The 25416-nt window shown below is 71.3% G+C and carries 27 protein-coding genes and 1 tRNA gene; 9 read left to right on the forward strand and 19 right to left on the reverse strand.

Going from position 1 to position 25416, the window contains the following annotated elements:
* Positions 1 to 7: 7 nt before the first annotated feature.
* Entirely contained in the window at positions 8 to 2752 is a 2745-nt protein-coding gene (gene aceE, locus KK087_RS05380) for a pyruvate dehydrogenase (acetyl-transferring), homodimeric type (protein ID WP_214564441.1), read from the reverse strand.
* A gap of 242 nt (positions 2753 to 2994) precedes the next feature.
* Here aceE and KK087_RS05385 point away from each other — a divergent pair, with 242 nt between their 5' ends.
* Together KK087_RS05385 and KK087_RS05390 are read left to right on the forward strand one after the other, a co-directional pair.
* The gene (locus KK087_RS05385) at positions 2995 to 3483 is read left to right on the forward strand and encodes a peroxiredoxin (RefSeq protein ID WP_110862105.1); all 489 of its coding nucleotides are present in this window, start codon (positions 2995 to 2997) and stop codon (positions 3481 to 3483) included.
* A gap of 56 nt (positions 3484 to 3539) precedes the next feature.
* Positions 3540 to 4466 (forward strand): alpha/beta fold hydrolase, encoded by a 927-nt coding sequence (locus tag KK087_RS05390; RefSeq protein WP_214564442.1) that lies wholly within the window; start codon positions 3540 to 3542, stop codon positions 4464 to 4466.
* A 15-nt stretch (positions 4467 to 4481) separates the two neighbouring features.
* On the opposite strand, the gene KK087_RS05395 is transcribed toward KK087_RS05390, so the two are convergent.
* The 5 genes from KK087_RS05395 to KK087_RS05415 all read right to left on the reverse strand — a co-directional run bounded on the left by KK087_RS05395 (position 4482) and on the right by KK087_RS05415 (position 8959).
* On the reverse strand, positions 4482 to 6068 hold the full coding sequence (locus tag KK087_RS05395; protein ID WP_214564443.1) for an alpha/beta fold hydrolase: 1587 nt from the start codon (positions 6066 to 6068) through the stop codon (positions 4482 to 4484).
* Positions 6065 to 7036 carry an amino acid--[acyl-carrier-protein] ligase gene (locus KK087_RS05400; RefSeq protein WP_214564444.1) on the reverse strand — a complete coding sequence of 324 codons (972 nt, stop codon included), beginning with the start codon at positions 7034 to 7036 and terminating at the stop codon, positions 6065 to 6067. The genes KK087_RS05395 and KK087_RS05400 overlap by 4 nt, the downstream gene beginning before the upstream one ends.
* Positions 7033 to 8208: an acyl-CoA dehydrogenase family protein gene (locus KK087_RS05405; RefSeq protein WP_214564445.1), complete on the reverse strand. Its 1176-nt coding sequence runs from the start codon at positions 8206 to 8208 to the stop codon at positions 7033 to 7035. Before KK087_RS05405 ends, KK087_RS05400 begins: the two co-directional genes overlap by 4 nt.
* Entirely contained in the window at positions 8205 to 8504 is a 300-nt protein-coding gene (locus tag KK087_RS05410) for an acyl carrier protein (RefSeq protein ID WP_214564446.1), read from the reverse strand. The genes KK087_RS05405 and KK087_RS05410 overlap by 4 nt, the downstream gene beginning before the upstream one ends.
* 80 nt (positions 8505 to 8584) lie before the next feature.
* On the reverse strand, positions 8585 to 8959 hold the full coding sequence (locus KK087_RS05415) for a holo-ACP synthase (RefSeq protein WP_214544516.1): 375 nt from the start codon (positions 8957 to 8959) through the stop codon (positions 8585 to 8587).
* Between the two features lie 106 nt (positions 8960 to 9065).
* Here KK087_RS05415 and KK087_RS05420 point away from each other — a divergent pair, with 106 nt between their 5' ends.
* Both KK087_RS05420 and KK087_RS05425 read left to right on the forward strand, forming a co-directional pair.
* Positions 9066 to 10118 (forward strand): nitroreductase family protein, encoded by a 1053-nt coding sequence (locus tag KK087_RS05420; RefSeq protein WP_214564447.1) that lies wholly within the window; start codon positions 9066 to 9068, stop codon positions 10116 to 10118.
* A complete protein-coding gene (locus KK087_RS05425) occupies positions 10115 to 11689 on the forward strand; it encodes a phenylacetate--CoA ligase family protein (protein WP_307859999.1) in 1575 nt (524 codons plus the stop codon). The genes KK087_RS05420 and KK087_RS05425 overlap by 4 nt, the downstream gene beginning before the upstream one ends.
* A gap of 73 nt (positions 11690 to 11762) precedes the next feature.
* On the opposite strand, the gene KK087_RS05430 is transcribed toward KK087_RS05425, so the two are convergent.
* The 5 genes from KK087_RS05430 to KK087_RS05450 are packed head-to-tail and all read right to left on the reverse strand — an operon-like array spanning position 11763 to position 15407.
* Positions 11763 to 12314 carry a hypothetical protein gene (locus KK087_RS05430; RefSeq protein ID WP_214564448.1) on the reverse strand — a complete coding sequence of 184 codons (552 nt, stop codon included), beginning with the start codon at positions 12312 to 12314 and terminating at the stop codon, positions 11763 to 11765.
* Positions 12311 to 13291 (reverse strand): aldo/keto reductase, encoded by a 981-nt coding sequence (locus KK087_RS05435; protein WP_214564449.1) that lies wholly within the window; start codon positions 13289 to 13291, stop codon positions 12311 to 12313. The genes KK087_RS05430 and KK087_RS05435 overlap by 4 nt, the downstream gene beginning before the upstream one ends.
* Positions 13292 to 13326: 35 nt before the next feature.
* Positions 13327 to 13860 (reverse strand): hypothetical protein, encoded by a 534-nt coding sequence (locus KK087_RS05440; RefSeq protein ID WP_214544513.1) that lies wholly within the window; start codon positions 13858 to 13860, stop codon positions 13327 to 13329.
* A 42-nt stretch (positions 13861 to 13902) separates the two neighbouring features.
* Entirely contained in the window at positions 13903 to 14763 is an 861-nt protein-coding gene (locus tag KK087_RS05445; protein ID WP_214564450.1) for a hypothetical protein, read from the reverse strand.
* Entirely contained in the window at positions 14763 to 15407 is a 645-nt protein-coding gene (locus tag KK087_RS05450) for a SatD family protein (RefSeq protein WP_214564451.1), read from the reverse strand. Before KK087_RS05450 ends, KK087_RS05445 begins: the two co-directional genes overlap by 1 nt.
* Before the next feature lie 85 nt (positions 15408 to 15492).
* Between KK087_RS05450 and KK087_RS05455 the strand changes: the two genes are divergently transcribed.
* Positions 15493 to 15565: transfer RNA gene (locus KK087_RS05455), tRNA-Val, on the forward strand.
* Positions 15566 to 15700: 135 nt separating this feature from the next.
* Here KK087_RS05455 and KK087_RS05460 read toward each other — a convergent pair.
* On the reverse strand, positions 15701 to 16291 hold the full coding sequence (locus tag KK087_RS05460; protein ID WP_214564452.1) for a TetR/AcrR family transcriptional regulator: 591 nt from the start codon (positions 16289 to 16291) through the stop codon (positions 15701 to 15703).
* Positions 16292 to 16331: 40 nt separating this feature from the next.
* On the opposite strand from KK087_RS05460, the gene KK087_RS05465 reads away from it, so the two are divergent.
* Positions 16332 to 17489, forward strand: a complete 1158-nt coding sequence (locus tag KK087_RS05465) for an FAD-dependent oxidoreductase (protein ID WP_214564453.1) — start codon at positions 16332 to 16334, stop codon at positions 17487 to 17489.
* 58 nt (positions 17490 to 17547) lie between these two features.
* Here KK087_RS05465 and KK087_RS05470 read toward each other — a convergent pair whose 3' ends face one another.
* Positions 17548 to 17979 (reverse strand): MepB family protein, encoded by a 432-nt coding sequence (locus KK087_RS05470; protein ID WP_214564454.1) that lies wholly within the window; start codon positions 17977 to 17979, stop codon positions 17548 to 17550.
* 131 nt (positions 17980 to 18110) lie between these two features.
* Between KK087_RS05470 and KK087_RS05475 the strand changes: the two genes are divergently transcribed.
* Positions 18111 to 18485 carry an HIT family protein gene (locus tag KK087_RS05475; RefSeq protein ID WP_214564455.1) on the forward strand — a complete coding sequence of 125 codons (375 nt, stop codon included), beginning with the start codon at positions 18111 to 18113 and terminating at the stop codon, positions 18483 to 18485.
* Positions 18486 to 18823: 338 nt separating this feature from the next.
* Here KK087_RS05475 and KK087_RS05480 read toward each other — a convergent pair whose 3' ends face one another.
* Entirely contained in the window at positions 18824 to 19708 is an 885-nt protein-coding gene (locus KK087_RS05480; RefSeq protein WP_214564456.1) for an alpha/beta fold hydrolase, read from the reverse strand.
* An 89-nt stretch (positions 19709 to 19797) separates the two neighbouring features.
* Between KK087_RS05480 and KK087_RS05485 the strand changes: the two genes are divergently transcribed.
* Positions 19798 to 20235, forward strand: coding sequence for a MarR family winged helix-turn-helix transcriptional regulator (locus KK087_RS05485; RefSeq protein WP_214564457.1), 438 nt, complete (start codon positions 19798 to 19800; stop codon positions 20233 to 20235).
* On the opposite strand, the gene KK087_RS05490 is transcribed toward KK087_RS05485, so the two are convergent.
* Positions 20229 to 20627 carry a helix-turn-helix domain-containing protein gene (locus KK087_RS05490; RefSeq protein ID WP_214564458.1) on the reverse strand — a complete coding sequence of 133 codons (399 nt, stop codon included), beginning with the start codon at positions 20625 to 20627 and terminating at the stop codon, positions 20229 to 20231. The genes KK087_RS05485 and KK087_RS05490 overlap by 7 nt on opposite strands.
* A gap of 71 nt (positions 20628 to 20698) precedes the next feature.
* On the opposite strand from KK087_RS05490, the gene KK087_RS05495 reads away from it, so the two are divergent.
* On the forward strand, positions 20699 to 21055 hold the full coding sequence (locus KK087_RS05495) for a putative quinol monooxygenase (RefSeq protein ID WP_250900851.1): 357 nt from the start codon (positions 20699 to 20701) through the stop codon (positions 21053 to 21055).
* 15 nt (positions 21056 to 21070) lie between these two features.
* Here KK087_RS05495 and KK087_RS05500 read toward each other — a convergent pair whose 3' ends face one another.
* From KK087_RS05500 to KK087_RS05515, 4 genes are all read right to left on the reverse strand, one after another.
* Positions 21071 to 21994, reverse strand: coding sequence for a PfkB family carbohydrate kinase (locus KK087_RS05500; RefSeq protein WP_214564459.1), 924 nt, complete (start codon positions 21992 to 21994; stop codon positions 21071 to 21073).
* Complete coding sequence (locus KK087_RS05505) at positions 21994 to 23487, reverse strand: purine-cytosine permease family protein (protein ID WP_214564460.1); 1494 nt, start codon at positions 23485 to 23487, stop codon at positions 21994 to 21996. The genes KK087_RS05500 and KK087_RS05505 overlap by 1 nt, the downstream gene beginning before the upstream one ends.
* A 93-nt stretch (positions 23488 to 23580) precedes the next feature.
* Positions 23581 to 24606: an ADP-ribosylglycohydrolase family protein gene (locus KK087_RS05510; RefSeq protein WP_250900852.1), complete on the reverse strand. Its 1026-nt coding sequence runs from the start codon at positions 24604 to 24606 to the stop codon at positions 23581 to 23583.
* Positions 24603 to 25313, reverse strand: a complete 711-nt coding sequence (locus KK087_RS05515; protein WP_214564461.1) for a GntR family transcriptional regulator — start codon at positions 25311 to 25313, stop codon at positions 24603 to 24605. The genes KK087_RS05510 and KK087_RS05515 overlap by 4 nt, the downstream gene beginning before the upstream one ends.
* Positions 25314 to 25416: the final 103 nt, after the last annotated feature.

Consider the following 25416-nt stretch of genomic DNA (forward strand, 5'->3'; position numbering starts at 1 on the left):
GGGTTGATCAGCTCTCGCCGCCCGCGCTGCCGGTGGTGCCGGCGGTGACGTCGTGCAGACGGTACTTGTCGATCGCCTGCTGGACGAGCGCGCCGTCGACCTTGCCCTGGCGGGCGAGCTGCTGCAGCGTCCGCACGACGACCGAGGGGCCGTCGATGTGGAAGAAGCGGCGAGCGGCCGGACGGGTGTCCGAGAAGCCGAAGCCGTCGGCGCCGAGCGTGGCGTAGTTGGTCGGCACGAACGGACGGATCTGCTCCTGCACCAGGTGCATGAAGTCGCTCACGGCGACGACCGGGCCCTCGGTGCCGAGCAGACGCTCGGTGACGAACGGCGTGCGGGCCGGCTCGTTCGGGTTGAGGAACGCCTGCTGCTCGGCGGCCACACCGTCGCGGTACAGCTCACCCCAGCTCGTGACGCTCCAGACGTCGGCCGACACGCCCCAGTCCTCGGCGAGGAGCTGCTGCGCCTCGAGGATCCACGGCACGGCGACACCGGACGCGAGCAGCTGGGCCTTCGGGCCGTCGTGCTCGCTCGGCTTGAGCAGGTACATCCCCTTGAGGATGCCCTCGACGTCGACGCCCTCGGGCTCGGCCGGCTGGACCAGCGGCTCGTTGTAGACCGTCAGGTAGTACATGACGTTCGGGTCGGCGTGCTTGGGCGAGCCGTCCTCGTTCGTGCCGTACATGCGGTCGAGGCCGGCCTTGACGATGTGGCCGATCTCGTAGCCGTACGCCGGGTCGTACGAGACGACGGCGGGGTTCGTCGTGGCGAGGAGCGGCGAGTGGCCGTCCGCGTGCTGCAGGCCCTCGCCCGTCAGCGTGGTGCGGCCGGCGGTCGCGCCGATCATGAAGCCACGGGTCATCTGGTCGCCGGCGGCCCAGATGGCGTCGCCGGTGCGCTGGAACCCGAACATCGAGTAGAAGACGTAGACCGGGATGAGCGGCTCGCCCTGCGTCGAGTACGAGGTGCCGACCGCGGTGAACGCCGCGAGGGCACCCGCCTCGTTGATGCCGACGTGGATGATCTGGCCCTGCGGGCTCTCCTTGTAGGCCAGGAGGAGCTCACGGTCGACCGACGTGTAGTGCTGGCCGTTCGGGTTGTAGATCTTCGCCGACGGGAAGTACGCGTCCATGCCGAACGTGCGGGCTTCGTCCGGGATGATCGGGACGACGCGGTTGCCGAAGTCGGGGGAGCGCAGCAGGTCCTTCAGCAGGCGGGCGAACGCCATGGTCGTTGCGACCTCCTGCTTGCCGGAGCCCTTCTTCACGACCTGGTACTTCGAGTCGTCCGGCAGCGTGAGCTGCGTGTACTTCGTGCGACGCTCCGGCACGTACCCGCCGAGCGTCCGACGACGCTCGTGCATGTACTGGATCGCCTCGTCGTCGTTGCCCGGGTGGTAGTACGGCGGCGTGTAGGGGTTCTCTTCCAGCTGCGCGTCGGAGATCGGGATGCGCATCTCGTCGCGGAACTGCTTGAGGTTGTCGAGCGTGAGCTTCTTCATCTGGTGGGTCGCGTTGCGCCCCTCGAAGCTCGGGCCGAGGCCGTAGCCCTTGACCGTCTTCGCCAGGATGACCGTCGGCTGGCCCTTGTGCTCGGTCGCGGCCTTGAACGCGGCGTAGACCTTGCGGTAGTCGTGGCCACCGCGCTTGAGGTTCCAGATCTGGTCGTCGGTGTAGTCCTTGACCAGTTCGAGCGCCTTCGGGTCGCGCCCGAAGAAGTTCTCGCGGACGTACGCGCCGTTCTCGGCCTTGTACGTCTGGTAGTCGCCGTCCGGCGTCTGGTTCATCAGGTTGAGGAGCGCGCCCTCGGTGTCGCGGGCGAGCAGGTCGTCCCACTCGCGGCCCCAGACGACCTTGATGACGTTCCAGCCCGCACCGCGGAAGAACGCCTCGAGCTCCTGGATGATCTTGCCGTTGCCACGGACCGGACCGTCGAGTCGCTGCAGGTTGCAGTTGATGACGAAGTTCAGGTTGTCGAGACCGTCGTTCGCGGCGACCTGGAGCTGTCCGCGGGACTCGACCTCGTCCATCTCGCCGTCGCCCAGGAACGCCCAGACCTGCTGGTCCATGGCGTCCTTGATGCCGCGGTTCGACAGGTACTTGGCCTGCTGCGCCTGGTAGATCGCGTTGATCGGGCCGATGCCCATCGACACGGTCGGGAACTGCCAGAAGTGCGGCATGAGGCGCGGGTGGGGGTACGACGAGAGACCGCCGCCGGCGTGCGACTTCTCCTGCCGGAAGCCGTCGAGCTGGTCCTCGGAGAGACGCCCTTCCATGTACGCGCGGGCGTACATGCCGGGGGAGGCGTGGCCCTGGAAGAAGACCTGGTCGCCACCGGACGGGTGGTCCTGCGCGCGGAAGAAGTGGTTGTAGCCGACCTCGTACATCGCGGCGCTCGACGCGTAGGTCGAGATGTGCCCGCCCACCGCGATGCCCGGACGCTGCGCGCGGTGCACCGTGATGGCCGCGTTCCAGCGGATCCAACGGCGGTACCGGCGCTCCAGCTCTTCGTCGCCGGGGAACTCCGGCTCGTTCTCCGGCGCGATGGTGTTCACGTAGTCCGTCGTCGGGACCATCGGCACACCGAGGTGCAGTTCCTTGGACCGCTTGAGCAGGCTCAGCATGATCTCGCGACCGCGCTGGTGTCCGTGGGTCTGGACCAGCCCGTCGAGGGACTCACGCCATTCGGCGGTCTCCTGCGGATCCTGGTCGTTCGCCCCGGTGCTGTACGGGTCCTGGTCGTTCACCGTCACCCTTGACCTCGTTCGTTCTCGTGGTGGTGGACATGGTGGCTCCGGTGGTCGGGTCACGACCGGCTGGGGCCCCGTCCACTCTAGGCCCCAGGACCGACGCTGATGCTGATGGTGACGTGCAGGTGGACGGGTGCTTGCATTCACGTGTCGTCGGCGTAGCATGGCCGATCGTGCGCACGCGATCTGCGAGTGCACGGACCCGACGGGCACACCCCACGCCCGAGGAAGAAGCACACGTAGCGATGGCACTGGAGATCGGCTCACTCGCGCCGGACTTCGAGCTCCCGAACCAGTTCGGTGAGCACGTCCGACTCAGCGACTTCCGCGGCAACCGCCCGGTCGCACTCGTCTTCTTCCCGCTGGCGTTCTCGTCCGGGTGCACGAACGAGCTCTGCACCCTGCAGGACAACATCACGATGTTCCAGGACCAGCGCATCGAGCTCCTCGGCATCTCGGTCGACTCGAAGGCGACGCTCCGGTCGTTCGCCGAGACGAACGGCTACGACTTCGAGCTGCTCGCCGACTTCTGGCCGCACGGCGCGGTCTCGAAGGAGTACGGCGTGTTCCTCGAGAAGAAGGGCTTCGCCACCCGCGCGACCTTCGTCATCGACGTGCAGGGCCGCATCAAGGCGTCGATCATCACCGAGCCCGGCCTGCAGCGCGACGTCGCCGAGTACAAGGCGGCCCTCGACCGGCTCGCCGCCTGCTCGGCACCCGTCCCCGTCGGTTAGCGTTCCGAATCCCTCCTGACGGACGCATCCGCGTCGACGGTCGGACAGGAGGCCCGGTGCACGCCATCGACACCGACCCACGTGGTCACGGGGTCGCCGCTGATGCGTACGCCCCATACCCGGTGCGCGTCACGCCCGGCGCCTGGGGGCTGAACCGCACGCTCGTGGCGGCCCCGACCGGGCCCGTCGTCGTGCACCACCGCGCCGGCCCGGACCCGCTCCTGCTGCTGCACGGCGTCGCCGGCTCCTGGTCGACGTGGACACCGCTGCTGCACGCCGCGGACGGGATCGGCGACCGCGGGCTGGTGCTCGTCGACCTGCCCGGCTGGGGATCGTCGCCGGCTCCGGACGGTCCGCTCGGGCTCGACGCCGTCACCGGTGCCGTGTCGGCCGTCCTCGGTGCGCTGGGCCTCGGCGCGGTCGACGTCGTCGGGCACTCGATGGGCGCGTTCGTCGGGCTGCACCTGGCGGTGGTGGCGCCCGAGCGGGTGCGGTCGCTCGCCCTGGTGTCCGGCACCACGGTCGCGACCGCCGGGGCTGCTCGGCACCCCGTGCGCGGGCTCCGGACGCTGCCGGCGTTCACCCTGCTGCGTGCGGGCCTCACGGTGACCGGGGGCGCCGCTCGCCCGCTCCTCCGGGGGATCGCGCGGATCGGGCTGCTGCCGCTCGTCGCCGCGCCGGTGTTCACGCACGTGCGGCGGCTCGACCCGAGCGTGCTCGACGCCTTCGTCGAGGAGCTCCGGCCGGAGCAGTTCACCGAGGCCGCGCGGTCGGCGGCGGCGTACGACGTCGACCGGTGGCGCACGATCACCTGTCCGGTGACCGCGATGGCCGGGCGCGACGACGTGTTCGCGCGGGTGTCGGACCTCGCGGCGCTGCGGGAGCTCCTGCCGCAGACGCGCACCGTGCTGCTCGACGACTGCGGGCACTTCGCCCACGTCGAGCGTCCCGACGCGGTCGCCGGGACACTCGGCCTCTGCTGAGCCGGTCGGGCCGCGTCAGGCGGGGACGGGGAACGTCGCGGCGACGCGGGAGCGCACCTCGGCGACGACGGCCTCGCGCATCGCGGGGGAGAACAGCGCGTGGTCGCCGTCCTCGACGCGGACGACGGACACCGACCCGCGACGGTCGTCACCGGGCCAGCGCCGGACGGCCTTCTGTCCGCCGAGCCGGTCGAACAGGGCGGCGTCCTCCGGGGCGACGATCACGACGACGTCGGTGCCGTGCTCGACGAGCGGGCGGACGTGGCCGACGACCCCGCCCATCCGGTCACGGCGTGCGATCCGGTCGCGGACGGCCTTCGGCACGAACCGGTTGTAGCGCTCGCGCACCCACATCCGAGCCGGTGAGGGAGCGTCGACCGCCCGGACGCCGTCTGCGTACGAGCCGGGCTCGGCCGGGCCGCGACGGTAGTCGTTCGGGCTGATCTCGATGACCAGGCGCGGGGCCTCCTCGACGGCGCGGCCCGCGACCCAGGCGCCGGCGCACATGCCGACGAGCACGAGCCGGTCCGAGGGAGTGGCGAGTGCGGTGACGACGGCGGACTGGTCCTCCACCCACTCCTGCGCGAACAGGAAGCTCCGCTCGTCCTCGTGCACGCCGGTGCTCTCGCCGGTGGCACGACGGTCGACCCGGACGACCCGGACACCGTCGCGGGCGAGCGCGCGGGCGAGTTCGACCTGGTAGTCGGTGGCCCCCACGCGGTGCTCGGCGCCGCCGCTGTGGAGCACCACGACGGGGGCGTCGTGGTGCTGGGTCGACGAGACGGTCTCGATCCCGAACAACCCCTGTTCGCCGAGGCGGACGATCCGCTCGGAGACGCGGCCGTCGACGTCGAGGATCTCCTCGAGGACGGGCGCCGTGACGGGCACCGCCACATCGGGTGCCCAGGAGTCGAGCCAGGCGACGACGGTGTCGACGGCGGCCCCGGGGATGCGGGCGTGGATGCTCGTGCCGTCGAGGAGCTCGGCGCTGCCGGTGACCTCGGTGACGGGCACGCCGCCCAGGCCCTTCGGCGGGGTCGCGCCCGGACGGACGAGTGCGACGGTGGGCCCGGTTCGCGGGGCGAAGGCGAGGTCCGACAGTGCGGCGGCCTCGTCGGGCTCGACGTCGAACCCGATCAGGCTCTCGACGTCGTCGACCACGCGGTCCGCACCGATCGTGATCGTCGCCAGGGCGCGCTGCCGACGGAGCCAGCCCTTGCCCGATGCCGGTGCGTCCCAGACGACGAGGCCGTCCGCGTCAGCGGCCGCGTTCGCCGCGACGAGGGCGGCCGAGGCCAGCCCGACGAAGGCGACGTGCTGCACCCCCGTCGTGCGGAGCACGGCGGCGGCGTGGCGTGCGGACCGGACCTGCGCGTCGGGCGTGGTGTCGGGGGCGCCGTCACCACGTCCGGACGGGTCGTAGCGCACCGAGGCGATGCCACGGGCCTCCAGGCGGTCCGCCAGCAGACGGAGCGTGCGGTACGCGATGACGCCCTCCTGCCCGAGCGGTGGACAGATGACGACGCCGGCGCGCGCCGTGGCGGGCAGCTGGACCGCGGCGCGGATCGCCGGCGATCCGGACCAGCCGTGCAGCGTGGTCACAGGACGAGGGCGGCACGGGTGGACGCCGGCCAGGCGTCGACGTCCGTGCCGTGGGCGGCGAACAGGGCGATGGTGATGCGCTCGAGGCCGAACGCGATGCAGGCGCTGTGCGCGACCTGTCCGTCCTCGGTGCGGAGGCCGAACGAGGTGCCGAAGTGGTCCTCGTGCAGGTTCGCGGAGCTGATCGCGGTGGCGTCGTGGTCGGGGCCGTAGACCGGCGTCACGAACTCGAACTTGAGCGCCTGCGCGACCTGGTTGCGGGCGAGCATCTGCCCGACGCGGCCGAAGAACGGGTCGTTCGCCGGCACGACGTCGATCTCGAGGCCGAACGACTCGAGCAGGGCGCGCATCACGGGGATGCTGCCGTCGCGGTGGGCGGCTGCGGAGGCGGGCGTGCCGACGTGCACGAACTCGTGCATGTGGAAGGCCTGCAGGCGCATCGGGTCGAGCGAGGGTTCGCGGCGGAACGAGTCGCCGAGGATGTCGAAGAACCGGCCCTGCTGGGGCACGGTGTCGCCGATCAGGCCGTAGACCGGGTGGCAGACGGCGGGGGTGAGCATGAGGTCGGCCGGCTCGAGGAACCCCTCCCAGCGCTCACCGTGCTCGCGGGCGGCGAGCAGTGCGCGGTGGGTGCGGTCGTCGCCGGTGAACCCTGAGATCGACGCGGCGAGGTCCGGGAACGACGCGATGTAGTCCGTGCGCTCGAAGGACGCGAGCGGCTCGACCGGGGGGAAGCGCAGGACCTCGGCGCCGAGGTGCTCCTGGCTGCGGACCGCGGCGGCGTCGACGGCGGTGTACACGCGCTCGAAGACGCCGGTACGGCCGTAGAGGCCGGGGGCGCCGAGGTCGAGGAGCACACCGTCGGTGAGCAGGCTGGCGCGGAGGGCGGCGCGGGCGGCGTCGAGTGCCGCGGGCGTGTCCGTGGTGGCGGTCGCGGTGGTGCTGGTGGTGGTGTCCGTGGGGGTCACAGGATCACTCCCGTCATGAGGGCCAGGTCGGCGTCGTTCTTGAGGAGACGGTCGTTGCTCACCATGACGGCGGCGCCGTGGGCGTCTCGGAGGTGCCGGGCGATGCTCATCGGACCCGAGGCCGCGTAGCCCGCGATCCCGACGATGCGCAGCGCCTTCGTGACGATGTCGGTGACGCGCTCGGACGCACCGATCTTCAGGGCGTTCGCGGCGAGGGCGTACGCGCTCGAGGCCAGCACGTCCGGGTCGTCGGCGGCGGCGTCGAACCGTTCGGCGGCGTGGCGCACCGAGTCGGCGAGGGCCTGCAGGTCGACCAGGAGCTCGGCGAGCCGGAGCGCACCGGGCGGGGTCGTCCCGACGGCGGCCCGGGCCTGCTTGCGGACGGCGCTGCGGGCACGTTCGGCGGAGGAGACCGCGATGCCGAGCCAGACCGAGGCCCAGAGCACGTGCGACACCGGCAGGACGGTCTGGGCGGAGATCGTGGCGTAGTCGTCGCGGAACACCCGGTCGGTCGTCGTCTCGGTGTCGAGGATCCACCCGTTGCTGCACGTGCCTCGGAGCCCCATGGTGTCCCAGGTCGACGTCTGCGACAGGAGCATCGCGTCCGTCCGGCAGATCAGCAGGCGCTGGTCCGACGCCGGGGCGTCCGGGTCGCGACGGGCGGTGACGAACACCGCGTCGGCCTCGGTGGCGTACGAGATCACCGGCGCGTCCTTGCGCAGGCGGATCCGGCCGTCGTCGGTCGGCTCGATGGAGCAGGTGGAACGCCGGGCGTCGCCGCCGACGCCACGCTCGGTGGTGGCTGACGCGACGAGTGCCCCGCCCCGGACGGCTTCGATGGTCTCGAGCACGCCGGCACCGTCGCCGCCGTGCCGCCAGAGCGCCACGACCTGGCCCTGGTGCATCGCGAACACCATGCCGGTCGCGGCACACGCCCGCCCGAGTTCGGTCGCGATCGCGGAGAGCTCCGACACGGAGGCACCCTCGCCACCGTGCTCGAGCGGCACGGCGGCGGCGAGCAGTCCGTACTCCCGCATCGCGGCGATGGCCTCGCGCGGGGGCCGGGCGTCGCGGTCGACCTCGTCGGCGAACTGTGCGGCGACCTCGGCCACCGCGCTCGCACGCTCGGCGAAACGGTCGACGACCGACGGTGCCGGCAGGACCAGGGTCACGAGACGAGCTCCGCGGCGAGCTCCGCCGCGGCGGTGATCGACTCGACGGTCGCGAAGGTGGACCTGTTGAGGACGGAGTCGGGGAACTCGACGTCCAGGTCGGACTCCACCGCGAGCATCACGTTGACGGTCGCGTGCGAGGTCAGGCCGAGGGCGTACAGGTCGGCGATCGAGGCGACGTCCCAGGCGTCGACCGTGAGCCGACCGTGGTCGGCGAGGGCGCGACGGACGGCCCGGTCGGTGGCCGGGTCGGCGATCGTCGCGGTGCTGCTGGAGGGGTTCGGGTCCTGTTCCATGACGGCAACCATAAGGAAGGTCCGGCCTCGGGAAACCGCCGTGCGGGTGCGGGAAACCGCACGGTGTCCGGAGCCGGCGGTCAGCGCTGGGAGAGGGCCACCGCCGTTGCCACCGCGAGGCCGCGTTCGTGCGCCAACGACACCGCGATGGGGCCGCAGCCGATCGACTCGGCCAGGGCCGCGGCAGCTCCGGACAGCTCGACGGTAGGGGCGCCGCTCGCGTCGAGCACGATGGCGATCTCGCGCAGTGGTACCGCCTGCTCGGGCGTCGGCCGCAGCAGCTTCACGACGGCCTCCTTGCCGGCGAAGCGTGCGGCGAGGCGCTCCGGGTCGTCGCCGGTGTCGGTCCGTTCTCGGGTGGTGAAGACCCGGTCCAGGTACCGCTCACCGTGGGCAGCGACGGCGTCGACGACGTCCTCGACCGCGGCGAGGTCGGTGCCGGTGCGGATGGTCATCACGAGGAGCAGGCTACGCACCGGTTGTCCACAGTGCATGCCCTGACCGGCATGGGGCACGCCGGGGGTTCGTATGATCGTCGCCAGGGACCACCGAGGGGGAACGATGGCATCACCGTGGACGGGCATCATCGAGGACGCGCGGCACTACCCGTCGCCGCACAACTCGCAACCGATCGTCGTGCGGGTCGAGGACGACCACACCGCGACCGTGTTCTACGACCTGCGACGGGGGTTGCCGGCGGAGTCGTTCGGCATCCCGTTCGGGCACGTCTGCGCCGGGGTGTTCCTGGCCGGGCTGGACGTGGTGGCGCGGGCGCACGGGTTCACCGTGCAGGAACGGCTCGACCACGCCGAGATGGACTTCGGTCGCCTGGACGCCGCAGGTGTCGACGCGGCGGGGGACGACCACCTGCACCGGCTGGGCACGGTGACGTTGCGTCCGCACACGGTCACCGCGGACGACCGGGAGGCCCTGGCCGGTTTCCTCGCACGGCGCACCTCACGCAGGCCCTACGACGCAACGCTCGTCGACGCCACCGCGATCGAGGCCGCGTCCGCCATCGCCTCGGCGGCCGGGCACCGCTTCCGCACCACCGACGACCGGGCAACCGTCGACGAGATCGTGCGCGTCAACCAGGAGACCCTGTTCGACGACCTGCGGCACGACGCCGTGCACGACGAGATCCTGCACTGGCTGCGGTTCTCGAAGCGGCAGGCGGCGGCCACCGGCGACGGGCTCTCCGCCGAGACGATGCTCATGCCCGGGGCGGTGCTCCGGTTCGCCATGGAGCACCGCGGACTCTGGCAGGCCCCGGGCGTCGGCGGGGTCTTCCGCCGGGTGTACCTGTCGACCATGCGGGGCGTCCGACAGCTCGCCTGGCTCGAGGGACCGTTCAGCACCCCGGCCGAGTACGTCGAGGCCGGACGGGTCTTCATGCGCATCTGGCTCGAGTTCTCCGCCCGCGGCATCGCCATGCACCCCTTCGGCACCGTGATCACCAACCCGCGGTCACACGCCGCGTTCGTGGAACGTGCGGGCGTCGACGAGTCCGACGGGCGGATGGCCTGGATGCTGTTCCGCTTCGGCCACAGCGACCCACCACCCCTGGCACACCGCCGACCCGCAGCAGCGATGACCGTCGGGGGGACCCGGTGAAGCGTGCAGCGGTGTTCTCGGTGGTGTGGGTGGTCGAGACGTTCGTCGCGCTGTTCATGCCCCGCGTCGGCACCCACAAGCTCCTGCTCACGCCGGGCATCGAGCCGCTCCGCTGGACCCTCGGACGCTGGCGCGCCTGGCGGACCGCGGAACGGGCTGCGAAGCGGGTCCCCGCGTACCGGGCGTTCCTGGCGGAGTCCGGACGCGCCTCCCGGCTCGACACCCGCGGCGGGATCGCCGCGGCGATGTCGGGACTGCCCGAGATGGACAAGGACTCCTACGTCAAGCGCTGGAGCATCCCCGAGCGCTGCGTCGACGGACGCCTGCCCCGGCGCGGGGTCGTCGTCGACGAGTCCAGCGGGTCGAGCGGCACCCCGACCAGCTGGGTGCGCGGCCCCGACGAACGCCAGGCCACCCGACAGCTGCTGCAGCTCGGGTTCTCCCGCACAGCGAAGGACCTGTCCAAGCAGCCCTTCGTGCTCAACGCCTTCTCGCTCGGGGCATGGGCCACCGGGATGAACGTGACCGCCTCGCTCACCGAGTCGTCCATGATCAAGTCGATCGGCCCCGACCGCGACAAGATCGTGCAGACGATGCGGGAGTTCGGCACCGACTTCACCTACGTCATCTGCAGCTACCCGCCGTTCCTGAAGGCCCTGTTCGAGGACGACCGGCTCGACTGGAGCCAGTACACGATCGTCGCCGCGTTCGGGGGCGAGGGCATCAGCGAGAACATGCGCGCCCACATCGAGCAGTACGCGCAGGCCGTGCTCGGCTCCTACGGGGCGAGCGACCTCGAGATCAACCTCGGCATCGAGACCCCGTTCAGCGTGCAGCTGCGCCGGGCGATCGCCGCCTCACCGGAACTCTCCGCCGCCCTGACCAAGCAGGCCGACTACGGGGTGCTGCCGATGGTGTTCCAGTTCAACCCGTTCGGGTACCTGATCGAGACGAACGACCTCGGCGAACTCGTCGTGACCATCGCCCGCTCCGAGAACATCAGCCCTCGCATCCGGTACAACATCCACGACCGCGGACACGTTGTGCGGATGAAGGAACTCCGGTCCGTGCTGCGGGCGACCGGGCACGCGGCGCTCGCCGACGAGGCCGAGCTCGACCTGCCGCTGCTGTTCCACTACGGCCGGTCCGACCTGTCCGTCGACTACAACGGGGCCGTCGTCGCACCCGACGTGGTGCGGGACGTCGTGTACGGCGACACGGAGCTGCTCGAGGCCGTCGAGAACCACCGGCTGATCAGCTACGAGGACGACCACGGCGACCGGCAGCTGCACATCGCGTTCCAGCTCGCCTCGGGTGCCGGCGGGTTCGACGCGGACGCCGCCCGCGGCGACGTGATCGCCGAGCTACGCCGGCTGAACAAGGACTTCTCGAACGCGATCCGCACGGCCCCGCCCGGCACGCTGCCGACGGTCGCGTTCTACCCGTACCGGACGGGGCCGTTCCGCGAGGACGGCAAGAAGCTCAAGAACGAGTACGTGTGGCAGCTGCCGGCCGGGTCGGTCGAGCAGTGGGACCTCGACCTGTCGTGGGTCGCGGCGAAGGAGGCCTGAGCGCTGCCGCGGTTCCGTGCACGGTGCGAGGTCCGACGGGGCGCACCGAGGACGGAACCTCGCACGGTTCGCGCTAGTCGTACTGCGGCGGCCAGTCGAAGGGGGCCGGCAGGTGGGGGACCTCGCCGACCGTCGTGACGATGAGGACGATCTGCCGCAGGTCCGTCAGCTCGATCGAGCGCGGGTTGCCGATCCGCCGGTGCCCGTCCACCCACACCGACAGTTCGCCGCGCAGGCCGCCGACGTGTTCTGGGCCGAGCGAGACACCCCACTCGTCGAAGAACTGCCCGAGCGTGAACGTCTGCTCCGTCGGGGACTCGACGTGCACGATGCCCGAGGTGTCGTGCGTGTGGATCTCAGCGGCGAACTTCCTGCTGTCGGAGTGTCCGACGTTCGCGGGGACGGTCACCGGTTCGTCGCCGTCCAGGATCGTCAGGTGCGTGTGCACGTGCTCGGCCAGCCGTTCGCCCCACACGTTCCGGAGCCCGGCGGACTCGGCGCGGGCCGTCAGGTCGGTCGGCCGTGGCCAGGGCGGAGCGTCGCGGGTGGTGGCCGGTCCGGATGCGGCACACCCGGACAGCAGCAGGAGTGCGGCCACCGCGACCGCGACGCTCCGCAGGGTCACCAGCGGTCGTGGACGCTCGCGCGGAACCATGTGTCGTACAGGTCGTGCACGGTGGCGTCGAGGCCTTCGATCGGTGGCAGGTCGCCGGCGGCGGCGTTCGACCGCGCCTGCTCCGGGTTGCGCGCGCCGGGGATCGCCGCGGTGACGCCGTCCTGCGCGATGATCCAGGCGAGCGCGGCCTGCGGGACCGAGACGGCGTCCGGCAGGGACGCCGCGAAGGTCTGCGCCGCACGCACGCCGTCGTCGTAGTCGACGCCGCTGAAGGTCTCGCCCTGGTCGAAGGCCTCGCCGTGACGGTTGTAGTTGCGGTGGTCGCCCTCGGCGAACGACGTGTCCGTCGTGTACTTGCCGGAGAGCAGCCCCGAGGCCAACGGGACGCGCGCCAGGATGCCGACCCCTGCCTCCCGGGCCGCCGGCAGCACGCGGTCGAGCGGCTTGAGCCGGAACGCGTTCAGGATGATCTGGACGCTCGCGACGCCGGGGCGGGCGATCGCGGTGAGCGCCTGGTCGGCGGTCTCGACGCTGACGCCGTAGGCGGCGATCGAGCCGTCGGCGACCAGCGCGTCGAGGGCGTCGTAGACGGCGTCGTCCTCGTAGACCGGGCTCGGCGGGCAGTGCAGCTGCACGAGGTCGAGGGTGTCCTGACCGAGGTTCTTCCGCGAGCGGTCCACCCACTCGCGGAAGTTCGCGGCGACGTAGTTCTCGGGGACCTGGTCGGCGCGACGGCCCATCTTCGTGGTGATCGTCAGTGGCACGTCGGGGTTCGCGGCTCGCCACGCGCCGATGAGCTGCTCGCTGCGACCGTCGCCGTAGACGTCGGCGGTGTCGAACAGGGTGACGCCCGACTCGACGGAGGCGTCCATGACGGCGTTTGCGTCGGCTTCGGATACGGGGCCCCAGTCACCGCCGAACTGCCAGGTGCCGAGACCGATGGGGGAGACGGAGCGGCCGGTGCGGCCGAGGGTGCGACTCTGCATGGGTCCGAGCGTAGTCAGGCGCGCACGGGCGGGGTTCAGCCGATCGTGGAGACGCCGCGGCGCAGGAGCGCTCGCGCCGCCCGGGCGCGGGGGATGACCCAGACGGCTGCCCACAGGGCCATCGCGCTCCACAGCAGGATGAGCATCGTCGTGATGAGCGTGCCGTGCTGGTCACGCATCGACCAGGTCATCGCGATCCACAGCACGCCGAGGACGACCTTGCCCCAGCCGGCGCCCTCGCGGTCGGCCTGCGCCTGGACGAGCGGGATCCACTGGTCCGCCGGGACGCCCGCGGGGACCTCGCCCTCGGCGATCCACTCGCGCACCGCGATCGAGCGCTCGTACCCGCCCTCGGCGCGCCACGCGCGGCGCTGCAGGACGACGGCGATCGCGGCACCCGCCGCCGCGGTCGGGATGCCGACCGAGACCAGGACGGTGGTGGTCGCCTCGGTCCACGACGACAGGACCAGCATGACCAGGACGACGGCGAAGGCCGCACCCGTCACACCCGCACCGAGCAGGCGGAGCCGCCCGGCTTCGTCGAGGACACCGACTCCGACACCGTTCACGGGGGAGAGCGTACCTGCGGTGGTCGGGGGCCGGGGCGTTCGTCAGCCCAGTGCCAGCAACCAGCACATGCCGGCGGCGGCGAAGGCCATCGCCCAGCTCACCAGGCTGCCGATCAGGAAGTACTCGGCCTGGTACCCGGTCGTCTCGCGGCGGATCTCGGGGAACCGGACGATCCCCTTCGCGGCGATCAGCGCGGCGACGACGGGGAAGGCGCCGGCCAACGAGAATCCGGCGAGCAGCAGGCGCTCGATCGGGCCGATCATGCGGCCGCCCTTGAGGGTGACCGTGCGGTCTCCGGGCCGGTCGTCGTCTTCGTCCGACGCCCTGCCGGTGCGTCGTCGGCCGAAGCGCTTCGGTCGGCCGGATGCTGCTGCCGCCGCTGTGCGCTGGGCGTCCGGGGAGAGTTCTGCTGGCAGTGCCTGGGCGACGACCACGTTGGCCGAGTCGACCAGGAACAGCGCCGATCCGATCCCGGCGACGATCGCGGCGAGCGGCACCGCGCCGACGAAGGCCGGGCCGACGTCCCGGTGCCAGTCGACCACGAACCCGGTGGCGTCGGCAGCTGGCGCCCAGAGCAGCAGGACCGCGACGGCGACGGCGAGCAGTGCTGCCGGCCAGGACCCCGAGCGGCGGAGCCAGGGGAGTGCTCGGTCACGGCTGCCGGCTCCGCCCCCGGACCGGACCGGGATCGTGGTCGCGACCCACGCGGCGGCGAGGACGACCGTGACCAGCACCGACCAGACGGCGAGGCCGAGGCCGAGCACCGCCACGGCCGTCGCGGCGACCCAGAGCAGGACGACCACGATGGTGGTCAGGACCCGCCGTTGTGCCGCGTCGGTCCCGGTCCGTGCGCGGACGACGTCGGCGAGCCCGACGAGGGTCAGGAGGACTCCGGCGAGCATCAGCGGCCCCCGTCCCCGAGGACACGCATGCCCTCGACCAGGGCAGCGACGCCCGACTTCTGCACGGACTGCGACACCGCGGACGGGGTGATGCCCTCGTCCGCGGCGATCTGGGCCTGGGTCCGGCCCTGCACCAGACCGAGTGCGATCCGGCGGGCGCGGGGTGCGAGTCGCGAGACGACGTGGTCGCGGCTGAGGAAGTAGGCGTTCACGAGTCGTTCCGTCGTTCCGTGGCGGTCGTCGGCGTCGTGGTACCAGGACCGCAGGAACGCGGTCCGGCCGTCCTCGCGCCGGTGGGTCTCGTTGATGGCGTCCCGCGCCGACCACCAGCCCGGGCCGTCCTGCAGCGGGCCGGCGCCGCCGGTGCCGATCGTCCGGACCTGCCCGCGGCCGATGCCGAGCCGGATCTGCACGGTCGGGGGGAGTGCGAGGGTCGCGGCCGTCGTGGCCAGCAGCGCGTCGGTGAGTGTGGCGTAGATGACCTGGAACTCGTCGCCGACGGTGGCGCGGAGAGGGTCGAGTGCGCTGACGTCCGGGGTGCTGTCGAAGGCGTGCTCGACGTCCTGCTGGGCTGCGGAGCGGTCCTCGAGCGTGCGGGAGTCGACGAGGTCGACAATCACGGCGATCACCGGTTCGGACTGCATGGGTTAAGCGTAGAGCTTCATATCGTCGAAAGTAAGTCTGGGGCTAAACTTCCTCGACTGCCGTGACGCTCTAGGATCGTCGTGAGGGCCTTTAGCTCAGCTGGTAGAGCGCCACGTTTACACCGTGGATGTCGTCGGTTCGATCCCGGCAGGGCCCACTGATGGAACCCCGGGTCGGCGTCTGCTCCGGGTGTGATGCTGGTCGTGGGGAAGACGACCTCGGCTTCAGCTTCGCCACGCGATGCATCGTCGGAGCCCTGTGGGCGGACACCGTCGCTCCGGTGGACGACCGACTATCCGTGCGACGGTGCGAGCGAGGCGCGCAGAGCCGGTGTGAGTTGTCGGATCACGTCGCCGCGGCTCGCCGTCCGGATCGGGCCCATCCCCAGCAAGTGGCGGGTGAAGAGCAAGCCGGCGATCGTGGTGAGCGCCGCACTCGCCCGGGCGGTCGCGGCGGGTCCACCGAGATGGTCGGCGAAGCGTGCGACGAGTTCGCGTTCCAGGAATTCCACAAGCGCCCGGCGGAGTTGGGGCTCTGCGAGAGCAGCGGTGACGACGCTCCGCAGCGACTGACCGTCGACGGGGTCATCCCACACGGCCAGTGCGACAGCCAGCAAGCGTTGCGGCAGTTGTTCGGCATCACCCTGCAACGCGATCGCCAGCGCCTCCGGCGGAGACACCGCTTCCAGGATCGCCTCGCTGAACAGGCCCCGCTTGGAACCGAAGTAGTAGCCGATCAGGGCGACGTCGACATCTGCCGTGGCGGCGACTGCTCGGAGCGTGGTCCGGGTGTAGCCGCGCTCGAGCAGACTCCCACGGGCCGCGTCGAGCAGTCGCGCCCGTGCGTCGGTCCTGCCGGACGGCCGTCCACGTCGTTTATTCATCAGCGTTGAGCGTACGGAGTCAGCTCGCCACGATCAGCGCATGACTCGCAACACTGTTCGCCCTGTCGACGTCCTGGTGGTCGGAGCCGGTCCCACCGGGCTCGCTGCTGCGATCGAGCTGCGTCGGCGCGGATGCCAGGTGCTGATCGTCGATGCTGGCGCCGAAGGCAGCAACACTTCCCGAGCGGCGCTCATCCACGCGAGGACCCTGGAGGTACTCGAACCGATCGGGGTGACGCCGAAGCTGCTGGCGGAAGGTGTCGTCGTACCGAGGTTCAGCCTGCAGGAGCGGGCAAGGGTCCTCGCGCGTCTCGACTTCTCGCACTTGCCCACGGAGTACCCGTTCACGCTGATGTTGCCCCAGTACCGCACCGAGCAACTGCTGACACAGCACCTGACGGAGCTCGGCGTGGTCGTTCACCGACAGGTCAGGCTCACTCGCCTGCAACAGGGGGACGGCTTCGCGGAGGCCGGGCTCACTGATGCCCGGGGTGTCGCGACGAGTGTCACGGCGCGCTTCGTCGTCGGTGCGGACGGTCTGCGCAGTACTGTCCGTGCACGAGCCGGCATCGCGTTCGACGGCAGCAGCTCCACCCAGCAGTTCGTGCTGGCCGACGTCAGGATGGACTGGCCGCTGCTGAACGACGAGGTGCAACTGTTCTTCTCCCCGTCCGGTCTCGTCGTCGTCGCACCGCTCCCGCACGGCCAGCACCGCGTCGTCGCGACTGTCGGAACGGCCGAGAAGCGCCCGGGTCTGCCCGAGGTGCAGGCACTGCTCGATGCGCGCGGGCCGGGCGCGACGCGCTTGCGCGAACTCGTGTGGTCGTCGCGCTTCCAGGTGCAGCACCGCGTCGCAGCCCGCTACAGGTGGGGAACGGCATTCCTGGCAGGAGATGCCGCACACGTGCACAGCCCCGCTGGTGGACAAGGCATGAACACCGGCATCCAGGATGCTGTCGATCTCGCCACGACCATCGCCGAGGTCCTCGGCGGCGCCGACCCCGCGACGCTCGATGGATACGAACAGCGTCGCCGCCCGGTCGCCCAGGAAGTCGTGCGGTTCACCGATCGGATGACCCGGGTGGCGAACCTGCGATCGCCCGTTGCCCGCCGCGTCCGCAACACGCTCCTCTCGACCGTGCTCCGCACCCCGTCCGTGCAGTTGCGCGTCGCGCAGCGGCTCGCGGAACTCCGCTGAGTCAAACCGCGATCGCACCCGGCCATGCCGATGGGCGATCGACTGCGGGCACTGCAGCTCACAACTCCTGGAACGCGGGAGCTTGAGCGCGTTGCGTCGTCGCGGCCTGCACGTTCAAGCCCACGCACCAGCTCGGGTACACCCGGAACCCACGTTTGCCCGGCCGCTCTCCTGACGTGATGCCGAGCTCAGTGAGCTGTGCACGGGTGAACCGGAACAGTCCCCGCCGACCATGGTGCTCCACGAAGACGAGCAGCCCTGCAGCGGGATCGTCATCGCTGAACGGCGCCGTGTTGCCCGCTTCGTCGCGGTGCCAGAACGCGACGAAGGCGCCCGGCTTGGTCGGGGTGTTCCGCCCAGTCCGGACGCGCCAGGCCTCGTCGCCGATCTGGACGATCCCGGACTCGTAGTCACTGTTCTGCATCTCCGGGATGACTTCAGCGGTCATGCCCATCCCGGCCGAGTAGGCCGCGAAGGCGTTGAACCGCATACAGCCACGCTATCGTGCCGAGCCGGCAGCCCTCGGGCCGAGGCGCCGAACACCAGGAGACGGCCCGCCGAGCGCTCCGGTTCCGACGACCGGTCGTTGAACCAGACGCGGAAAGACGGTTGAGTGGGGCAATGACAGCGACGTCCGTGTTCGAGCAGATCCCGCCCGACGAGTGGATCGCTGACAACGCTCTGGTGTTCGCGATCCGTGACGCGAACCCGGTTTCGCCTGGGCATTCCCTCGTCGTACCGAAGCGAGCGGTGGTGAGCTGGTTCGACGCAACCGCTGACGAGGTCGTCGCGATGACCGAGCTGGTGGCCGTCGTGAAGCGCCAACTCGACGAGAGCCACGGTCCGGACGGCTACAACGTCGGTTTCAACGACGGGACGGCAGCTGGCCAGACCGTCTTCCACGCCCACGTGCACGTCATCCCACGCTTCGACGGGGATGTTCCGTCGCCGGCGGGCGGCGTCCGTCACGCCGTGTCGGGCAACGGGTACTCCTGACCGAGCGTCCGGGGAACGCCGGGTCGCCCCCGGACCCACCGGTGGCGTCGCCGTCGAAGTCCCGGCGGTTGCCGGCGATCACCTGCTGGTGTTCCCGCACCCAGTCGGCGAGGGTGAGGGCCACGTACTGCAGCGACCGCCCGAGGTCGGTGAGCTCGTACTCGACTCGACTCGACTCGACGCAGGGCGGGGCGGGGCGGGGCGGGGCGGGGCGAGGCGAGGCGAGGCGAGTCAACCCTGCCCTCGACCAGTTCACAGAGCTGGCCGACGAGCTGCGCCTCCGGTCGGGATCGCCGCGGGCCTCGGTGATCGGTCCGGCACGTGCCGCTCCGGTGGGGTCAGTCCTGCTGGGTGAGGAAGGCCGTGATCGCGCCGGCGAGCCGGTCGGGCGCTTCCAGGGCGACGTAGTGCCCCACTCCGTCGACGAGGACACTGTCGACCGGCCCCTCGACGACCTGCGCGACGGTTCGCTCGGTGAAGGGCCCTCCGAACCCGCCGATCGCCAGTGCGGGGAGCGTGAGCTTCTGCTCGGCTCGGGTCTGGAAGTCGGCACCCTCGGAGAGCATCGACCGGTAGAGCCCGACGGCGCCGTTCCAGCCGTCGTGGCGGGAGTAGGTCCGGGCGAATTCGGCGATGTCGGCAGCGGTGACAGCGTCCGGGTCGGCCGACATGGACGGGAACGCCCACGTGCCGAGGACTTCCTCTTCGCGGCCGGTGAACAGCAAGTCGGCGATGCCCGGAGCGGCGAGCACGCCGATGTGCCAGGAGCCGCCGTGCGTGATGTCGCCGAGACCTTCCAGGCCGAAGCCGGCGAGTCCCATCTCGGTCGCGATGAGGCTACGGACGTCTTCGGGGTGCTCCGAGGCGAGTCGGTAGACGACCCCACCGGAGATGTCCTGGGCGGCGACGTGGACCGGCCCGACGCCCAGCTCGGCGATGAGGGCGTGGAGGTCCTCTGCGGCGTCGGCGCTGGTGAAGTCGTCGTCGGCGGTGGCGGAGTCGCCGAACCCGCGGAGGTCGACGGCGAACACCCGGTGGCCGGCGGCGAGCAGCGGGATCAGGCGGTGGAATGCCCACCAGCTCTCCGGGAACCCGTGGACCAGCAGGATCGGGGATCCGCTGCTGCCCGCTGAGACGTAATGCAGAGCGGTCCCGTTGACCGCGGCGGTGTGGTGCTGGACCTCGGGGATGGTGGCCCCGGGCGCGGCGATGGTGGTGTGCATGACATGCTCCTTGTTTGACAACCTGGTTGCCATCAGAACAGTAGTCAACCAGGTTGTCAAGCAGGGGTGGCGGTCGGTAGCGTTGCGGCATGGACGTCACCAGCGGCACGCAGTTCGCGCAACTCCTCATGCGGGCGTTCGAGGTGATGGTCGCGGACGTCCGCGTCAGCCTCGAGGAAGCCGGCCACCCCGGCCTGACGGTCACGAACGAGCTGGCGATGCAGGCGATCGACCACGGGGCTTCCAGTGCGGCGTCGCTCGCCCGCGAGACCGGCGTGAGCCGACAGGCGGCGGCGAAGACGATCAGCACACTCGAGACACTGGGGTACGTCACCCGAGACGTCGACCCGGCAGACGCTCGGAAGAAGAGCTTGCGCGTGACGCCAACGGGGCGAGCCGCCATCACTGTCGGAGCGGCAGCCTTCGACCGGGTCTTCGTCCGGTGGGAGCGCCAGGACGAAGCCGGTGCACGCGCGGCGATCGCGGCCCTCCAGCAGCTGATCGCGTCGGGTCAGGTCGATCAGTAGCCGGCACGCGCGGCCGTGCGGTACCGCCCCGGAGGGGAGGAGCGTTCGCGGCGGAAGGCACGGCTGAAGGCGTAGACGGAGGTGTAGCCGACGTCGGCGGCGATCTGCTCGAGCGTGTCGTCGGTGTCGCGGAGCCGATGCGCGGCGAGGTCCATGCGCCTCCGTGTCAGGTACGCGCCGGGCGTGGTCCCCGCGAACGTCGAGAAGCGGCGGGTGAGGGTCTGCTTCGACGTCGCGACCGCACGCGCGAGGGACTCGGTCGTCCACGGGTGCCCAGGGTCTTCGTGCATCCGGGTGACTGCGCGCAGGAGGAGCGGGTCGCGGAGCACGCCCCACCACGACGCGTCTGCCTGCGGGGAGGTGGCGAGCCAGGTGCGGAGTGAGTGCGCCATCGGCCGCTCCTAGCGTGGAGTTCGTCCCGAGCGCACGCCCGTGACGACCACACACGCAAGAAGGAGTCACCATGAGCACGACCGAGGACACCGTCCCCGACGGCCTGATGCCCGCCGACGTCCTGGCCTCGACCACCCCGGTGGCCGTCTACGGCTTCGCCCGCGCGAAGGCCGGCAAGGAGCGCGAGCTCGGGGAGGCGATCCGAGCGATCATCCCGGCGGTCCGGGTCGAGCAGGGGTACGAGCAGTACGCGGTCCACACGTCGGAGGAGCAGCCGGGAGCGTTCGCGTTCTACGAGCGCTGGTCGTCCGGGACGGACATCGCCCGCCACGTGCAGCAGCCGCACATGCAGGACTACTTCGGCAAGCTGGCCGACCTCGTGCAGGGTGACCTCGAAGCCGAGTGGCTCCGGCCCCTCAGCGACTGACCGCTGACGGCCGCGTCATGCGAGCCGGGTGAGGAACGCGTCCGTCTCCGCGGCCGTCGGGGCCGTGGCGGGGCCGTTCCTGGTCACCGCGAGCGCTGCCGCGGCGTTCGCCCGCCGGACGGCGTCGACGAGCGACGCGCCCCGGGACAGCGCGGCGACCAGGACCCCGCCGTGGGCGTCGCCCGCACCGTTCGAGTCCACCGCGTCGACCCGGAAGCCGGGCACCAGGACCGGAGGGGTGCCGGCCTCGACGACCCAGCAGCCCGCTGCGCCGTCGCGGACCAGGGCGGTGCCGCGGGCGGCCGCGGCGATCGTGGCGACCGCCTCAGGGAGCCCCGCGGACGTCGGGGACATGAGCCGAGCCTCCCGTCCATTGGCGCTGACCAGGTCGGCACGCGCCATGACGGAGCCCAGCACCGCCGGGGCCAGCGTGGCCACCAGTGGTGACGGGTCGAGGAGGACACGGACGGCGTCCGGCGCCGTGCCGAGCCAGTCGGCGATCGCCGGCCCGTTGACGGCGTGGGCGAGGCCGTAGCCGGACACGAAGACCGTGTCGTCGGGTTCGAGGGTGATGCGGTCGAGGTCCGCGCGGCTGAGGCGCCCCTCGGCGCCGACGCTCGTGACGAAGGTGCGCTCGGTCGAGTCGTCCACGAGCGCGACGCAGTACCCGCTGTCGACGTCGTCGAGACCGGGCTGCAAGACCTCGACGCCGGACGAGGCGAGCGCGCTGCGGACGACGTCGCCGAACGGCCCGGTGCCGTACTGTCCGCCGAAGGCGACGTCGAGCCCGTCCCGGGCGGCGGCGACCATCGTGTTCAGGCCGCCGCCCGCCGTGATCTCCGAACCGGAGGCGATGACGTCACCGCCGGGTTCCGGGATCGCACCGACGCGCATGACGATGTCGACGATGACGTTGCCGACCGAGACGAGGCGGGGCATCAGGCGCCGACCTCGGCATCGGTGGTGGTCGCCGGTCCGTGCTCGGTGAGCCGACCGCGTGCCCCGCCGGTGAGCAGGTACACGGCGGCAGCGACGATGAAGGTGACGATCCAGCCGAGGCCGTTCGCGCCGATCCACGTCCCGGACAGTGCGCCGACGAAGACCGGGGCCGCGTCGCCGACCTGCACCTTGGTGAAGAGGAACCCGATCACGATCGCGGCGATCCAGGCGGCGAGGGCGCCCCAGGCGATGCCGCCGCGGTACCAGTAGCGGCCACCGGCGCGCAGGTCGAGGAGCGCGGCCGGGTCGTACCAGCGCCGCTTCACCATGTCGGCGATGAAGACCCCGAGCCACGCGGTGATGGGGACGGCGAGGACGGAGATGAACGTGATGAAGGGGGCGTAGAAGCCGTCGGCGACGAGCATGAAGTACATCGCGCCGAGCGTCGTGACGACCACGTCGACCGCGACGGCCCAGACCCGCGGGACCTTGATGCCGAGCGTCAGCGTGGTGAGGCTCGCCGAGTACACGGACAGGTGGTTCGACAGCAGGAGGCCACCGAACGCCGCGATGAGGTAGGGGATCGCCATCCAGCTGGGCAGCAGGTCGCGGATCGCGGCGACCGGGTCGCCCGCCTGCGCCAGCGTCGGGTCGCCCGCGGAGACGAGCGCGCCGAGACCGACCAGGACGACGAGCGGGATGCCCGCACCGGCGGCGCTCGACGCGATCAGGGCGCCGGCCTTCACCGAGGTGCGGGTGTAGCGGGCGATGTCGGCTCCGGCCGTGGCCCAGCCGATGCCGGTGCCGGCGGCGATGGTGCCGATGCCGATGACCATCGCGGCGACGGGGCCCGCCGGCTGGGACCCGACGACGTCCCAGTCGACACGCAACACCAGGAAGACGGCGACGAACACGTTGAGCGCCCCGAACACCCACGTCGCCCACTTCTGCACGGCGACGATGAACGCGTGCCCGAGGCCGGAGACGAGCACCGTGGCGACGACGAACACCAGGATCGCGACGATCGTCAGCACCGGGTTCGCCTTCGCGTCACCGCCCGTGCCGAAGAGGATCGTGAACAGCGACAGCAGCACGAACGCCGCCGTGGTGGTGTTCACCGTCTCCCAGCCGAGCCGGGACAGCAGTGACACGAACGTCGGGCCGATGTTGCCCCGGACGCCGAACACCGCACGGCTGAGCGTCAGGCCAGGAGCCCCGCCGCGACGACCGGCGATCGAGATGACGCCGACGACCGCGAAGGAGCCGGCGGCGCCGATCACGGCGACGAGCAGCGCCTGCCAGATCGTCAGGCCCTGGAACGCGACCAGGGTCGCACCGAGCGGGAGGCCGAGGATGGAGATGTTGGCAGCGAACCAGACCCAGAACAGCGCGCCGGGAGTTCCGGTCCGTTCGTCGTGGGGCACGGGCTCGATGCCCCGCTGCTCGATCGTCGTCAGCGTGCCGCTGCTGAGCGTGGTGGGCTTCTCGGACATGGTTCGGTTCCTCTTACGTCGTTGGAAGGGTGGTGCACGAAGGTGGGCGGCGGTCCGTCGGGAGACGCCGCAGCCGGGGGAGGGGGAGGTGGGTCAGCTGCGCGTGCGGAGCAGGAGCAGCCCGTCGACGAGGTGGTCGAGCCGCAGGCCGTTGACGGTCATCACGGTGGTGACGGCGTCGGCGGGCCAGGCCTCGGGTCCGTGCACGGCACCGAGCACGGCACCGGCCATCGCGGCGATCGTGTCGGTGTCGCCGCCGACCGACGCCGCCGTGCAGAGCGTCTCCCACGGGTCGAGGTCGAGCGCGACGAGGGCGAGCGCGGCGACGACGGACTCCTGGCTGGCGACGCTCGTGCCGATGAGCCGCGCGACGGTTTCGATCCGTTCGGACTCGGGCACGGTCGGAAGGTGCCCACGCGCCCACGTCGTCTTCGCTGCGATGTCCGCGCCGGCGACCCAGTGGCCGCGCTCCGCGCCGATCGTGGCCGCGGCGACCGCGGCGTCGAGTGCGCCGGACCGGGTCGCACCGTCGATGCCGGCGCTCACGGCCGCTGCGACGGCACTCGCTCCGGCGATGCCGAGTCCGGTGTCGTGCGTGACACGGCTGGCGTCCTGGACGGCGTCCACCAGGTGGGCGAGGTCACTCGACGGCACCGCGACCCCGACCGGCGCGATGCGCATGGCGGCGCCGTTCGTCGTGCCGGTCGAGCCGGCCTCGGACGCGGGGACGCCGTCGAGGATCCGCTGCACCGCGGTCTTCGTGCTCGGGCCGAGCAGGTCGAGCGAGCCCTTCGCCTCCATCCTGCGCTCCCAGGCGATGAGCGCCTCGGCGAAGCGGGTGGGGTCCAGCCGTCCGCCGCCCTCGAGCAGCAGCTCGGCGACCATCACGGCCTGCTCGGTGTCGTCGGTGATCGAGCCCGCCGGCATGCGGGCGGCGATGCGCTGGTTCGGCCCGGCGTCCGCGAAGCCGCTGATGGTCCCGTGGTCGGCGCGGATCTGCGCACGCGACATCGACTGGGTCGGCATGCCGAGGGCGTCGCCGATCGCCAGCCCGGTCAGGCTGGCGAGGGCGTGGGAACGGAGGCGGAGCTGGTTCACGGAGTCCTGTCGCTGGGTCATCGTGCTGTGCCGAACCGCATGTGCAGCCGGAAGCGGTCGGGGTCGAGGAGGCTGTCGACGCGTTCGACGAACGCACCCTCGGTGGTGCGCGAGACGCGGCGGCTGCGCAGGAACGGCGTGCCCGCGGCACGGTCGAGGAGTGCTGCGTCGTCGACGTCGAGGGGGACGACGTCGATCCACTGCTCGGCACTGGCCGGCACCAGACCGGTCTCGGCGATCGTGGCGGTGAGGGAGTCGTCGACGAGTCCGTCGGCGGTCGCGGCAGCCAGGCGACCGGTGTGTGGCACCACGCTGCGCTCCAGTGACACCGGACTGCCGCCGACGACGATCCGCAGACGGTCGACCGCGACGAACGTCGCGTCGGCGGCGTCCACCTCGGCCTGGAGGGCCGCGTCGTCGAACCGTGCGATCCGCAGGATCCGGGTGGACACCTCGGTGCCCGACGCGGCGATCGACCGCGCCCAGCCGCCGCGGGGGTCGAGGGCAGCGCCGTCGAACGTGACGACTGACCCGATCCCGCCACGGGTGGCGATGTACTCGTCATCGGCGAGGTCGGCGAGGGCGGCTCGGACGGTACCGCGGCTCACCGCGAAGCGCTCGGCCAGGTCGTGCTCACCCGGCAGGCGCTCGCCCGCACGGTACCTGCCGGTCGCGATCGCGTCACGGAGGGCGTCGGCGACGAGGCGTCGCTTGGAGGTGACCGGCATGCTCCGACCATACATGTACAAGACCTGTTCTCTCAAGCGCCTGTCGTGTTCACGAGCACTGCCCACGCCGCACCGGAACGCCAGCACACGGGCGCGCCGTGCC

The sequence above is a fragment of the Curtobacterium aurantiacum genome, assembly GCF_018598555.1.
GTDB lineage: Bacteria > Actinomycetota > Actinomycetes > Actinomycetales > Microbacteriaceae > Curtobacterium > Curtobacterium aurantiacum.